Origin of the sequence: Paenibacillus sp. Y412MC10 (assembly GCF_000024685.1) — a bacterium.
In the GTDB taxonomy this organism is placed as follows: domain Bacteria; phylum Bacillota; class Bacilli; order Paenibacillales; family Paenibacillaceae; genus Paenibacillus_AQ; species Paenibacillus_AQ lautus_A.
The window spans coordinates 3,405,846-3,419,521 of the sequence record NC_013406.1; the positions used below are offsets into that span (position 1 = coordinate 3,405,846).

Genomic DNA, 13,676 nt, shown 5'->3' on the forward strand with positions numbered 1-13,676 from the left:
GATAGTAAAGCTAAAAATTATGCGGGGGTGTTGACATGATGAAAAAAGCTGTGCTGCTGATCCTGTCATTCGTGCTGGTGTTTACATTGGCCGCTTGTTCAGGCAGTTCAGGTAAAGATGTGACAGGCGGCGTTACAATTGAAAAAGTATCGGATATGGAAGGAACGGTTCGCGTTGCGCTGGCAGGCTGGCAGCTGGATAACGGGATCGATGCGCTGACAGGCAACCCGACCATCGGACTCAACGAATATTTGGATAAAACGTTCAAAAAAATGTATCCGAACATCAAACTGGAGGTTTATCAAATCCCTTGGGAGAACGTAAAAGCCAAACAAACGGCCATGCTGCTCTCCGGCGATGCGGATGTCTTGTATACCGGGGGAGCCTTTGCATCGCAATGGTACCAGGAAGGGCTGCTGCGTGACCTGGACGATTTGATTGCAAAAGATACTTCGTTTGACCCAAGCATCTATCTGGAAGGCATTATGAATAATTCCTACAGCACCAAGTCGCCGGATGGAAGCAAACAGTTTGGGATACCTGCCGTTCTTGGCCGCCGGATGACGATTTATGATAAGAAGCTGTTTGAAGACTGGGGCGTTGAAACACTCTCGGCACAGCCGGGACCGGATGAAATTCTGGAGAAAGCCAAGCAAATGACCGGCAAAAACCCGAAAACCGGTGAAGACAATTTCGGTTTGTATTGGAGCGGCAACTCATTAAACGGATCTACCTTTGTTGCATTAACCCTTGCATATGGCGCCAAAGGAGCAGAAGGATCACTGAAGGATATCAAGAACATCAAGTGGCACCTGAATTCTCCGGAAATGGTCAAAGTGCTGGAATGGCTGAAGGAAGCCGCACAGCTGCCGCCGGCTGGATTCGTGAATGCCCAGGGTGCCGAGAATTTTGGGTTGGAGAAAAACAATATCGCCATCGCGCTGGATTCCACCGGCGGCTCCACGATGAGTGAATACCGGTCGAAGCAGAACAAGGAGCTGCTGGACCGTTTTGAACCTGTGCTGAACATGGGTCCTAAAGGCGAAGGCTGGGTGGCGGTTGACCCGTTCATCATGGCAAAGAACGCCAAAGATGTGGATGCATCATGGGAAGTGTTAAAGTTCTTGACCAGTTACATGACGCAAAAATACATGTATGAGAACTTCTCCAGTACCCCGACACTTAAAAACGCTGATTTCGTAACTCCGGAGGATAAGTTTGTGAAAAAAGCACTCGAAATCGCTGATGTTGGCCACTCGGAGCTCATGGATGAAGCCAATCCGTTCTACATGAGCGATATCGCTCCAGCCATTAATGGATTTATCAGCCAGGCAGCGTCCGGTAATGCGCCGGATATTCAGAAGTTTCTGGATGATCTGCAGGCTCGTGCCGAGAAGTGGTCTGCGAATCTGAAGTAAAAACAGGAGGGGACTGCACAGGTGCATGGGTTTGATAAGCGTGGTTGACTTACACGTTGTCCCTGACTTTGAAGAGACGGGCTAATCATGATGAGTATATGAGCCGAACAGCACAATATATTCCAATATTATGTGAATCGTGCATTGTCCCGATCATGCGGGAGAAAAACCGACCGAATATGGCCGGTTTTTTTATATTTCAAGGCGGATAAAATAACATATAATGGTAAATTATTAAGTTGTAGAGAGGGGAGGGTTAATAAAAAATTAGGATAATGGATGATAACAAGCAAGCACTAAATAGTTCATAAGATTGAGCATTAATAAAAATTAAATCGATTAAGAACCAACGAAAGATTAAAAATATCTCAGTAGCGAAATTCCGCTAAAATGTGAAGCGAAATCGTAATAATAATGAAACAACCAAAATTCGATGATTATGATGATTTATAATGGCACATGAACAAACTTGAACAAGTGATCGATTAATGACGATATTAAACGACATTTTAATTAATGCCTTAGATTAGATAAATTGTAATTCAAACGAATGAATCTAGAATCAAAGAATCCAATTGGAAAGTTAAAGTTGTTCGATAAATAGAAGATGCGCAAGAAAAAAGGATTATAACGGCTTAACATGATAGATCTAAATGAAAATCAGCTGTGGCGATTCTTTTCTCAACATCTGTTTCACAAAACTCGTATTTTGTACATATGTCTAAGATCGGCTCATGTTCTTGTCCTTGTCCTTTACGGCCTACTTGACGAGACGGGACTTACTTTTTTAGTTCCTCTATTGAATGGGTACAATTACTCCCGGATCATGTTCTTGTCCCTCGACAATTCCCGTTAGCTTAATGAATTATCTAATCGGCACAAGTTCTTCCATGTCCTTGAGGATTTTCTTTTCATGGACCAATCTGGATGGGGTGACATCATTACCTTCAGGATCAACCACTGATACCGAAAGCATCGATGTTAGAAGTTGCCCTCGGATCATTTCCAAGTAATTTTGACGAAGTTCCATCTGTTCTGATTTCTCCTGGTAGGTTAAACCATAATTCTTTTGTTTTCTGCTTAATTCATTAATTCTGTCCAGATACGGGATTAACATGTTCATACTCTCCTCTGTTTTTATTTTATTGAAACAGGTTTAATTACTTGGTAAGTTAAATCGTTATCTTATTTAGTATGCTAAGTATATATCGACTAAAAAGAGAGTTATACTATATTCCTCTCCATTTGTTGCAATAGCTTTCTTAATATCAACCGATCTTCTGCAGAAATAGATTGAAGCAATTTCTCCTGCTGCTCCCTCCATTTAGAATCAACTGGTCTTTCTAATTCTTTTCCTTTATCCGTTAAATAAATACGCATGACCCTTGCATCATGTACATCACGTTTACGATATATAAATCCGTTCTGCTCCAGTGATTTGACCATGTTCGTTACCGTTGGTGGCTCGCATTTTAAGTGTTCACACAGTTGCATCTGTGTCACCCCATCGCCCAACCACAGACGATACAGCAAATTATCTTGCCCTACATAGAGATTAAGTTCCCTCAGAGATTCACTATAATTCCGACGCATTTGAGAGGAAATCCGATCAAAAGACTGACGAATATCACAATCTACTGCATCTGTCATGAATTATTCCTCCTATAAGCTGGATGATATTTAGCAGACTAAATGTATCACGTCGATATTTAGGTGTCAATTCACCTTCGAGCTACCACCTACCGGGGCAGCTCAAAGTTCGAAAGTTTGGCTATATCTGAACTTATTTTTTTTCGCAAATCCTGCTTTTCAGATACTCCATCATTTGGGTTGTTACTTCTCTGGAGATGATCCTGGATATGGTCACTCCATCCTTTCACTATTTCACGGTCAGTGGGCTAGACTGACGATTTTTATAATAGTCAAGCATGGTTTCATCATAGATAGCTAATTTCTCTTAATCAGCAGCTCATAGATAGCTACAGATTCGAGCTCACTCGTATTAAAAATATTGGCGTTCACCGGTCTGTGCAGATTTTTCGACGGCATCCAGTAACTGATGAAGTTTCACCGCATCCGCAAAAGTAGGTGTTAAGGCTGTTCCTTCTTGAATATCTTGAGCGAACTTACGATAAGCCTGCGCTATATTCAGAACAAACCCTGAGTCACTTTTTAGAGAAAGTGGTGCAGAGTAATAAGCATCGGGAATGGTTAGTTCACGAAGCTCTTTGTCCGTAGGACCAGCGCCACGTAGCTGGTGTGAGCCGAATTGAATCGAAGCAGGTGCACTCAGCACGATTGTGCCCTTATCTCCGAAAACTTCGAGCGTTAGTCCGGTCTGATGTTTGACTCCACCTTGAATATGAACACTCGCTGTAGCACCATTTGTTAATTTTCCTGTTATTAGTATTTGATCATCTGTCGTCTTCTTAATGACCTTCTTAATATCCACCAATTCGACTTCAGGATACTGCTGTGCTGTGACGGCCGAAAGTTCGGTAAAATCCCCAAGCATGTAGGTAAATGCATCCAAATTATGTCCACCTACAATGGTCAGCAAGTTCCCTCCAATCTTACGATCAAAAAGATACGCACTTGATTTGTCCCCTACGCCACCCATGTCTTCTATAAAAATTTTTAGATTGGCAGACACCACCTTACCAACATAACCTTCTGCCAACAAGTCTTTCACATACTGAATGGCAGGGGCTTGTCTAGCCTGTAGTCCAATCGCATTTGGCAGTTGTGCAGATGCTACCCATTCCTGCATTTCGAGCGCTTCACCTGTATTGGATCCCAGTGGCCATTCACAATAGATCGGTTTTCCAGCCGGTACAATGGCTTTAACCGCATTATAATGTTCCTTTACGTTAATGCTGACAACGACCATGTCAACATCGGCATGATGAGCCAAAGCCTCCATGTTATCAAAGCCGTGATCTGCGTCGAAGGCTTCTGCACTTTTCATCGCACTCGCCATATTACTTGTCCCAACTGCAGTAAGCTCAAAATCATCCAAGTGCTTGATGGCTGGAATATGTGTCCCACTCGCCCATCCGTTATTAATGGATGCACCTATGATTCCTGTACGAATTTTTTTACTCACTGGAAACATCTCCTTATTATAATTTAACAAACAAATACGCTTCAGTTTTCCCTTGACCAGCACCAGCTCCAGTAATAATGGCTACTATATTCGAAAGTCTTCCCATTTAATATTCCTCTGTATCAATATTTTTGAGATCTTTATCCTATGGATTTAACAATTTCTTCAATCACTTCTTGACATGTCAGGATTTGCTGAATACCACCGGCTGCTTCAGAAACACTAATAGTACCGTTGATCAAATCGCCATCTAACATTCCTATTTTGAACCCTTCTCCATAATATTTGTAGGCTTCGGCATGATTCCCTTGATTAATGAGTTCTAATGCCTTTTTGCCCGCTTCTGTAGGAATGGTTCTCAAATGTCCTGAACCTGACTTAAATTCTATAAATTCTTCACTTTTCACCTTAATGATGGCTTTCTTCGTTTCCGTGCTAGCCGGGTTTTCCTTCGTGACAATGAACCTTGTCCCCATATAAACACCCTCTGCACCCATTGAAAATGCTGCTTTCGCTCCCTGACTATCTATTATCCCACCGGCAGCAATTACAGGTATTTTCACAATTGAAGTGATTTGTGGAACAAGCGAAAGTGTGCTGATTTTATAATCACTCATATGGCCACCAGCCTCATAACCTGTCACGATAAGAGCATCCACTCCTGTTTTCTCAGCTTCTACAAGCTTTTCTACAGTTGGGCTCAAGTCTCTGTATACGACCTTAATATCATGTTCTTTAAGTCGTTGCAGTTCACGTTCAACCACATGTTGTCCAATGGCGATCACGTACTTTACATTCTCTTGAACCAATACATCAAAAACAGCATTCGTAAATGGGTCTTCTGTGGCCCCTCCCATTGGGAAAATGTAGTTTACTGCAAAGGGTTTATTCGTTAATGCTTTCACCTTACGAATTTCTTTGGTCAGTCGATCTGCCATATCTTCTGCACTCGTTGCTTTTTCCGTTTGGCCAGCATTAGGGCCGAGCACACCCATTCCCCCTGCATTGGATACTGCTGCAACAAATTCTGCGGAAGTGACCCATGTCATTGCAGCTGAAATAACAGGATATTCTATTCCCAGTAGTTCTGTAATTCGGTTTTTCATGATTGGTTTCTCCTCTTTTTAAACTGATTGTTTGTTTATTTATTATTACTTCGTATATTTATTTTCAGGGTAAGGTAAACCTAAATTTCCCCGAAGTGTGTCGTCCTCATATTCCTTGCGGAATATGCCTTTATCTTGCAAGATGGGAACCACCCATCGGATGAAGTCCTCAAATCCTGCTGGATGATCTTGTCTGATAAGCAGTATATCCATGACGCCTTCTCGATACCAATGTTCTATTTGTTCGGCAACGTGCTCTGCAGATCCCATAAATTGAGGTTTCGGCATTCGATAACCTTTAGGCATCCATGATTCGATTTCCCTTAGCCTTTCCAAGGCTTCTTTTTCCGTTTCACCAACAATGGGATTGTGAGAAGGCATCATCAGTAGGTCATGTGGTGAACGGCCTTGATTTTGCACTCTGTGTTTAAGTTCAGCAGTGAATCCCTAGAGATACTCAAAATCATGCCCAGGCGCCATGATGACTTCGGCATGGTGCGCGGCAATATCCATGAATTCCGGGGAAGTACCAGCTTGAAAGACGACTGGTCTACCTTGTCGTGATCGACTAATATTTAAGGGTCCCTCTACTGAAAAGTATTTCCCTGTATAAAGTAGCGGATGCATCTTACTAGGGTCATAAAATACCCCACGTTCCTTATCACGTATAAAGGCATCGTCTTCATACGAATCCCAGAGACCTTCAACAATCTCTAGAAACTCTTTTTTCATAGAATAAAGATCTGCTTTCCTTAAATGAGAGCGACTGTAATTGGCTAATCCTCCTGGATTGGAGGTGATCGCATTCCACCCTGCTCTGCCTTTGCTGATCTTGTCGAGTGAAGCGATCTGCCTAGCAACCGTAAACGGGTCAGCATATGAAGTCGCTATAGTTGCGGCCAAGCCAATGGAGTGAGTTACCATACTCAGTGCAGACAAAATGGATACACCTTCAAACATACTTAGATAATGTGGAATCATACCAGGTCCAATATGACTTACGTCTGCCAAAAAGATGAGATCAAACTTTCCCTGTTCAAGTTGAATGGCTTTCTGTACGTAATACTCAATATTTTCACTGGCATCTGCTGGAATATCGGGATGTCTCCAGCCCGTGTAATTCCAACCCACGCCATCAATAATTCCTCCTAATTTTAGCGTTCTTTCTTCCATGGTTGAATGATCTCCTTTTCTCGAGTTCACTTATTTCTTTGTGTCAAACTTAATTCTTTTGCCAACAATTCATGACCTATCTTCCGGCTTTCTTGATTAGGATAAAAGTCTGCAATCATGATTTCATCTACCAAACTTGCTTTCGCAAGTTGTTGAAGTTTCTTAGCAACCTGTTCAACACTTCCAATCACAAAGCGTTCTTTATTTCGTTCCCTAGCCAACTCTTCATGAGGCGTGTATATGTGATTTTCGGCTTCTTCCGGAGTAGGAAAAGCAAGGTTTCGCGCCCCTGTGTTCATTTGTGCCCACATTAACTCCGCCGGACCTGCTATGTGTTTAGCCTCTTCTTCCGTCTCGGCTGTAATAACGATCGTCGCTAACATACTCTGTGGCTCAGTTAAATAGGACGAAGGCTGAAAATTCGAACGGTAAGCTCTCAACACAGGAATAGCCAATTGCGGTGCCAAATGTGCAGCAAATACAAACCCTAACCCTTTTTCCAAAGCAAAATGTAATCCCCCCTCGCTAGATCCCAACATGAACATATCCGGAACCATTGATTTATCTCCCGGAGGATTGATGTGACTAAACGGGTGGGTTTCTTTGAAGTTACGGGCAAAGAAGGCAAGCAAGTTATCTAATTGCTCTGGAAAATCATTAACCTCCATTAATTTTTGAGATCTTAACAATGCCCACATGGTTCTACCATCCGTACCTGAAGCTCGGCCAATCCCGAGGTCAACACGACCTGGATATAATCCTTCGAGAAGCGTAAAGTTCTCCATCACTTTCAAGGGGCTATGATTAGGCAACATAATCCCCCCTGAACCCACTCGGATACTTTTAGTGTGAGCTGCAGCATGTAGGCTCAGTAAGTCTGGTGAAGTACTCATCAAGGTTGTTGTGTTATGGTGTTCCGTAAACCAGTACCTGTTGAATCCCCACTGCTCTGCTAATTGAACCATTTCCGTCACGTTCTGGAGACTTTTCCTAGCCTCAGAACCCTTATAAATATGAACGAAATCCAAAATCGATAGCTTTAGACTATTTTCTGTATTCACTTATCAGTAACTCCTTTCTTTGATATTTAGCTTGCTAACTATTATTTCGTAAGGTATAATTTTTATTTAGCAAGCTAACTATAACACCAAAACGAAATTATTATTCTTTCAAATTTTAGACAAACTAAAATTGTTTTGTTTGGTTGTTAACACAATCATAAGCTTGTTTGTTTCGATTGCGAAGAGGGCAATATAGATGAACATAGTACATCTTTTTGTACCTTTTAGATAAGGAGTGAGTTCAATGAGGGTTTGCAATGAAGGATTCGATCAAGAGTTTATAAATGAAAACAGGGATATGTACGCGATAGCCTTTACCCAGAATATCTTATCAGGGCGTTGGAAGTATTTTATTTTGTGGTATCTAAAATCTGAATCACGTCGTTACACGGATATCAAACAATTTCTTGGAGATTTATCACAAGGCACTTTAACGAAGCAACTTAAGGAATTGGAGAAGAGTGGAATCATTAGACGTGACGTTTATCCAGAAGTCCCCCCAAGAGTTGAATATTCGTTAACAGATAAAGGATCCAAACTACTACCTATACTAGAGAAGATGGAGGATTTCGGTAAAGAATTTGGCGAATAACTATAATTTGAGATATTTCCACAAACGATCAATTACCGAATTTTTACACTAAAGAAGAATTTTTATTAAGGCTATTGATACTGGATATGTTTGTTTAATTATGTAATAAAGATATGTTCTTATTAGAACTACGCTTTATTTTTATACTATGTATCTTATATACTGATCTAAAATTATTGAGACATTTTATTGATAAAAGTGGTTCTTTGTTTAAATCACCATTTAATCAGAAATAATACAGGGTTCTTGGCACATTACAGTATTAGGCACACATTTCCCGAACCTTACAGGAAAAACCAGCAGTTTTTGTCCGCTACCCTCATTGGTTGATGAATTTATCTCACCAAGTAAATATAGTTCTTCCCTAACTTCCTTAAAAAATATTAAACTAACCTGCCCGTTAGCTTAGTGAAATGGAAACATAATTAGATGCTTATCTAATCGGTAATCGGACCATGTTCTTGTCCTTTACGGCAATCGGTACAAGTTCTTGTCCTTGGCTCGGGACAAGAACTTGTACCGATAAAACAAAAAAGCCGCTAAAATAGCGACTTTCAATGGGACAATGTTTCTGTCCTCCGACAAACATGTACCGTTAAAGGACAAGAACTTGTACCCATTGCCGTAACTTGCCCTTTTCCCTCTCTTAGATTTCTTCCATTATCGTTTAATAAAAACCCGTTGGAATTAATCATCAACGGGTTTAAAAATTCAATTTTTTAACATATAGATCAACCGATTTTTGGAGTTGTATATTCTCATCATCTGGTTTGCTCATGACCAACATTGCAATTTTCTGAGGTGTAAATGATAACATAGATTGGATTACTTCCTTGCTTAGTTCATACTGATACGGACAACCGGAGAATCCCTATTAAAGTAACTTGCCCTAAAGGCCACTGGGTCAACCGCACAACTAAGCTGGAACGTAGGTCAACCTGATCACATTCTCGCCAATTCGATCGCTTGCCACGAGGCGCAGAGGCGGCCGCGGACCGGCGAAGAACGGTTTGCCGTGACCCAGCACGACTGGATGGAGATAGAGTCGATACTCATCAACGAGACCGAGCTCCGTTAGACTGTGGGCCAACTCGGGCCCGGCAACTTCTATTACCCCTTCATGCTGAGCCTTCAGCTCACGTATGGCCGCTGCGAGGTCGCCCTCGATCAGAGAAGCGTTCGGACCGACGGACTTTAACGTCCTCGACACCACCCACTTCGGTTTGCTTTGCCATGCCGCTGCGAATTCCCGTTCCGGTGCACCCCATTCGGTTCCGTCCCAAACCCGCATGTTCTCGTACATGCGGCGCCCGTACAGGATGCCCGACAGGCTGCGCACGTCGTCGATGAAATGACGGAATAGTTCGGGGCCGGTCTGAAATTCCGGGTGGTCGTGGTCGACGAATCCGTCCAGAGACTGGTTCAATGCGTAAACGATCTTTGCCATGCGACTGACTCTCCTCCCTTGTTTTCTCGCACATTCATCATCAAGATTACATGTTCCATATTCAACCTCCTTTATGTCAACACTTTATCATGCAACAGCATGCCCTGTTTCTCTTGGATTGCTAATGTGCATAGACCTGGCCTGACCGTAAACAAATTTAATTTAACGAAAGATGGTAAATTTAACAATTCTGCCCGTTAGCCATCCATGCCCCTCTCGAGGCACCACAGCGTAATGAAAATTTTGATTCTTGAATGATGGTTTGTTTACTTTAAAATGAAAATTTGTCTACATAGTTATCAACGTATTCACGAAGTAATTTATTTTCTTGTGTTGGGTTGTCAAATATTTTCATCGCAACCATCATCAAGGCTTCTTTCTCTTCGATTCATCTCAAGGATAAAAACGACTATAAAGGCTCCTTCGAATTCTCTATTGGTCTTTTGTTTTTAAGTGAAAAGTTTCTTCTTTGTCATTCCATTTAATTTCTATCTTCGTTACTGCACAGCCTGAACAACTAGAAGGCATTTCAATAATTGCTCCTTTGTAGTTCCCCTCTTTACGTACGCGTTTTCCTTGATTAATGGTAATTTCCGAATTTTTAAGTTCTTTACCGGTTGCATTTTTATAACCAAAAATGAACTTTCCACTCTCCTTATCTCCATTAATGTTTGCTGTGTATTCGCCACTCCAACTATCACTCTCCCCAGTAAGTACCATCCTGGGTAACGGTTACCGCAAAAGTAACGTTGTCTCTGGCAGCAGGTTGACTCGGTTCGAGCGTGAATGTGGCTTCGACTGGTGTAGAAGAATGATGAGCTGTTTGTTGTTGATCTTGACCACATGCGGTCATGGCAAGGAGCAAGAGTAGGCACGGCAGCATGTACATCAAGCGTTTCAATTCCAGCTAGAATCATTCCCTTTCTGTTTCAAGTTCATTAGTTCCTGGTAGAAGAGCGAGTCACTGTGCTGAGTATGGTCTCGTCACCGCGCAGGATCGCCCAGCCCAGGGGATTCGCAATGCATCAGGTTTATCATGCTGCGGTCAATGGTAATGGTCAACAATTCAGTGCCGCTTCCCATCAGATTTTATGCAATTGCAAAGGCATCCTCTCCACATGTTACATGAATATCGGTGCGAGCAGAAAGGCTGCAATAAAAAAATCCAAAACAGTGCACCATTCCGCATACCACCGCCAGACGATCTTGTTGCTCCGAAAATGAGCAAAGTCCCAGACCGCATGGCCGATATAACCTGCCGCAAGCAGAATCAGTCCCGTATCTCTGTCGACATACAGAGATACTAAGGCGATAATGCTGAAAAACAGTAATGCGGCCGCCTGTATCAAGATGGTACGAACCCCGCGGAGATGACCGCGAATTGCGCCTGCAATCGGGTAGACAAGCGCGATGAGAATCAGGATAAATGACATGGGATCCGTCGAAGCAGGGAGCCCTGTTGCGGCCATAGCTAACGCCACCAATGAGGGCCATCGTTTCAGCAATTGTATGCCTGTAAACTTCAATCTTCCTCTCTCTTTAACATCTTCGTCTTTTCTGGCCAATTCCATGGCAATCACTCCTCGTTTTCTTTTGCACACCAAAAATAACACAATGCAATTCCTTTTACGTCTATCTGCAGTTGATTTTTATTTAGCGTCTATATCGATCGATTGATGAGCAAGACGGATTCATCTGTTATGATGAAGTAAACCACCCGAATGAAGGAATGAAAAATGAATAAAAACATATTTCAGCACTTTAACGCCCGCGCCGCACATACTATCTTTATCGTTGCCTTTTTCATATTGATCATGCCAGAGTATCCGTTTCTGCATATCCACGTACTTATCGTTTACGCTGCCTTCGCGGCTTGTTACATATGGATGGCGGCAGCACCTAAAGGATGGTGGAATGCTAAGAGGTATGTTCTTGCGGTTTGCATTCTTGCTGGCATAACCCTCATCATTCGCATCGTTCATTCCGATTACCCTGATCACCGCATTTTCTGGCCGCTGCTGTATATGCTGGGTGTGGCCGATCCGAAATGGAATCGTTCAATCGTTACTCTCGCCGTCTTCACTGTTTGCCTCATTCTTGCAATGATGCTGGTCGACAAGGTCTCATATGGCGCTCTAATTGCAGCCGTCCTCATGTTTATCGCGGTCAGAAATCAAAGCCTGCTTCGCGAAGCGCATCGCACGAACCGAAAGCAACTGGAACAACTGAACACGGCATATTCCGAATTGCAGCAAACATCTGTTCAGGCGATGGGTTATGCTGCGATGACGGAGCGTACGAGATTGGCACGCGACATTCATGATGGGTTTGGACATCAGATGACCTCGCTTATTGTTCAGCTACAAGCATTGAAGCTGATGATTCCGCAGGATCCGGCTGGGGCGGCAAACAGCGTAGACGAGACTCTGAAGGTTGCTAGGAAAGGGATGAATGAGGTAAGGCTTGCAGTAAAGGAATGGTCCGACGATGAGAAGGGCCTTGGACCGATCGCGCTGAAGGGCCTCGTATCTCAAATCGAAGCAAATTCTATGGTACAGATACAATATAAAGAAATCGGACCTATCGGTGAGTGGCCGGTTGAATGCAGCGTGATTTTATACAGAATCTTGCAAGAAGCGTTAACCAATATACTCAAGCATGCCGATGCGAAAACGGTTAACATTGTAATTGAAGAAGAGAATGAACATGTAAAGCTTCTCATTACGGATGATGGTCATTTCAGCGGCCAGAAACCTTTGAATTTCGGATTTGGCCTAAGTGGTATGATCGAAAGATGCAAATCTGCCGGAGGGAGCATCGTTTTCTCCACAAATTCACCCAATGGTTTAAAGATACAAGCAGTTATTCCGCTTAATATTACATCGAGTACGGCTAATAAGGAGACGATTCATGCAAACCGAGAAAATGATTCGAATCGTACTGGCGGATGACCAGCCTTTCATCCGCAAAGGATTGCGATATATTTTGGACATTCAAAAAGATATGCAGGTTATCGGAGAGGCTATGACCGGAGAAGAAGCTGTTGACATTACATTGCGAAACGTTCCGGATATCGTCTTGATGGATATCCGCATGCCGGGCGGAACAGGTATCATGGCAACAAAGTCTATCGCTGAAGCTTTGCCTAACACAAAAGTGGTCCTCTTAACGACATTTGATGTTGAACAGTATGTGTTTGACGGGATTCGTGCCGGGGCTTCCGGCTATTTATTGAAGGATACAGAAACCGATGAATTGCTGAGCGGTATACGGGCCATGCACCGGGGGGCAACCCTGTTCAATAGCAGCACGGCCAAACGCGCTCTAGACCAAATATTAACTTCAGGCATGCAGGAGCCGGATTCGGATTCACCCGGGAAAGACCGGCTGCTTGGTGCCTTGACGGAGCGTGAAACGGAAGTATTGCAGCTGCTTGCTTACGGTAAGAGGAATCACGAAATATCTGCAATTTTATGTATTTCTGAAGGCACAACAAAAACGCACATCCACCATATCATGCAAAAACTTGGGGCGCTGGACCGCACACAGGCAGTGGTCACTGCCATTCGAATGAAGCTTGTGAAATAAAAAGATTCACCATCTGGGAAGAAGAAACAACTGTTTACAGTGATTGCAAATGGCTTGGATTCATTAAAGACCAGATCGCCACATATGCGGGGATCTAATAATTATCTCGGTGCTCAATACAGACGAATCGCAGCCGGCAAAGGAAAGCACTGAGCAGCCGTTGCCGTTGCACATTCCATCATGAC

Annotated in this window: 14 protein-coding genes; 4 read left to right on the forward strand and 10 right to left on the reverse strand. The window is 42.9% G+C overall.

What is annotated here, in order from left to right; translation table 11 throughout:
- The first annotated feature begins 38 nt into the window (after positions 1–38).
- Entirely contained in the window at positions 39–1,418 is a 1,380-nt protein-coding gene (locus tag GYMC10_RS14815) for an extracellular solute-binding protein (protein WP_009592677.1), read from the forward strand.
- Between the two features lie 865 nt (positions 1,419–2,283).
- Here the strand turns inward: GYMC10_RS14815 and GYMC10_RS14820 are convergent.
- From GYMC10_RS14820 to GYMC10_RS14845, 7 genes are all read right to left on the reverse strand, one after another.
- Positions 2,284–2,535 carry a DUF896 domain-containing protein gene (locus GYMC10_RS14820; protein WP_015735228.1) on the reverse strand — a complete coding sequence of 84 codons (252 nt, stop codon included), beginning with the start codon at positions 2,533–2,535 and terminating at the stop codon, positions 2,284–2,286.
- Between the two features lie 107 nt (positions 2,536–2,642).
- Complete coding sequence (locus GYMC10_RS14825; protein ID WP_015735229.1) at positions 2,643–3,068, reverse strand: MarR family winged helix-turn-helix transcriptional regulator; 426 nt, start codon at positions 3,066–3,068, stop codon at positions 2,643–2,645.
- Between the two features lie 352 nt (positions 3,069–3,420).
- The gene (locus GYMC10_RS14830) at positions 3,421–4,524 is read right to left on the reverse strand and encodes a Gfo/Idh/MocA family protein (protein WP_015735230.1); all 1,104 of its coding nucleotides are present in this window, start codon (positions 4,522–4,524) and stop codon (positions 3,421–3,423) included.
- A 140-nt stretch (positions 4,525–4,664) separates the two neighbouring features.
- Positions 4,665–5,630, reverse strand: a complete 966-nt coding sequence (locus GYMC10_RS14835; RefSeq protein ID WP_015735231.1) for an NAD(P)H-dependent flavin oxidoreductase — start codon at positions 5,628–5,630, stop codon at positions 4,665–4,667.
- A gap of 45 nt (positions 5,631–5,675) precedes the next feature.
- Positions 5,676–6,050 (reverse strand): hypothetical protein, encoded by a 375-nt coding sequence (locus tag GYMC10_RS33215; RefSeq protein WP_315971976.1) that lies wholly within the window; start codon positions 6,048–6,050, stop codon positions 5,676–5,678.
- 27 nt (positions 6,051–6,077) lie between these two features.
- A complete protein-coding gene (locus tag GYMC10_RS33220; RefSeq protein ID WP_315971977.1) occupies positions 6,078–6,803 on the reverse strand; it encodes an LLM class flavin-dependent oxidoreductase in 726 nt (241 codons plus the stop codon).
- A 26-nt stretch (positions 6,804–6,829) separates the two neighbouring features.
- A complete protein-coding gene (locus GYMC10_RS14845) occupies positions 6,830–7,864 on the reverse strand; it encodes an LLM class flavin-dependent oxidoreductase (RefSeq protein ID WP_015735232.1) in 1,035 nt (344 codons plus the stop codon).
- A 244-nt stretch (positions 7,865–8,108) separates the two neighbouring features.
- On the opposite strand from GYMC10_RS14845, the gene GYMC10_RS14850 reads away from it, so the two are divergent.
- On the forward strand, positions 8,109–8,456 hold the full coding sequence (locus GYMC10_RS14850) for a winged helix-turn-helix transcriptional regulator (protein ID WP_015735233.1): 348 nt from the start codon (positions 8,109–8,111) through the stop codon (positions 8,454–8,456).
- 916 nt (positions 8,457–9,372) lie between these two features.
- Here the strand turns inward: GYMC10_RS14850 and GYMC10_RS14855 are convergent.
- The 3 genes from GYMC10_RS14855 to GYMC10_RS14865 form a co-directional block, all read right to left on the reverse strand.
- Positions 9,373–9,903, reverse strand: coding sequence for a dihydrofolate reductase family protein (locus tag GYMC10_RS14855; RefSeq protein WP_015735234.1), 531 nt, complete (start codon positions 9,901–9,903; stop codon positions 9,373–9,375).
- Between the two features lie 432 nt (positions 9,904–10,335).
- On the reverse strand, positions 10,336–10,623 hold the full coding sequence (locus GYMC10_RS14860) for a hypothetical protein (protein WP_015735235.1): 288 nt from the start codon (positions 10,621–10,623) through the stop codon (positions 10,336–10,338).
- Between the two features lie 401 nt (positions 10,624–11,024).
- Positions 11,025–11,474 carry a hypothetical protein gene (locus tag GYMC10_RS14865; protein ID WP_015735236.1) on the reverse strand — a complete coding sequence of 150 codons (450 nt, stop codon included), beginning with the start codon at positions 11,472–11,474 and terminating at the stop codon, positions 11,025–11,027.
- Positions 11,475–11,639: 165 nt separating this feature from the next.
- Between GYMC10_RS14865 and GYMC10_RS14870 the strand changes: the two genes are divergently transcribed.
- Positions 11,640–12,854, forward strand: coding sequence for a sensor histidine kinase (locus tag GYMC10_RS14870; protein WP_015735237.1), 1,215 nt, complete (start codon positions 11,640–11,642; stop codon positions 12,852–12,854).
- Positions 12,814–13,491 carry a response regulator transcription factor gene (locus GYMC10_RS14875; protein WP_015735238.1) on the forward strand — a complete coding sequence of 226 codons (678 nt, stop codon included), beginning with the start codon at positions 12,814–12,816 and terminating at the stop codon, positions 13,489–13,491. Before GYMC10_RS14870 ends, GYMC10_RS14875 begins: the two co-directional genes overlap by 41 nt.
- Positions 13,492–13,676: the final 185 nt, after the last annotated feature.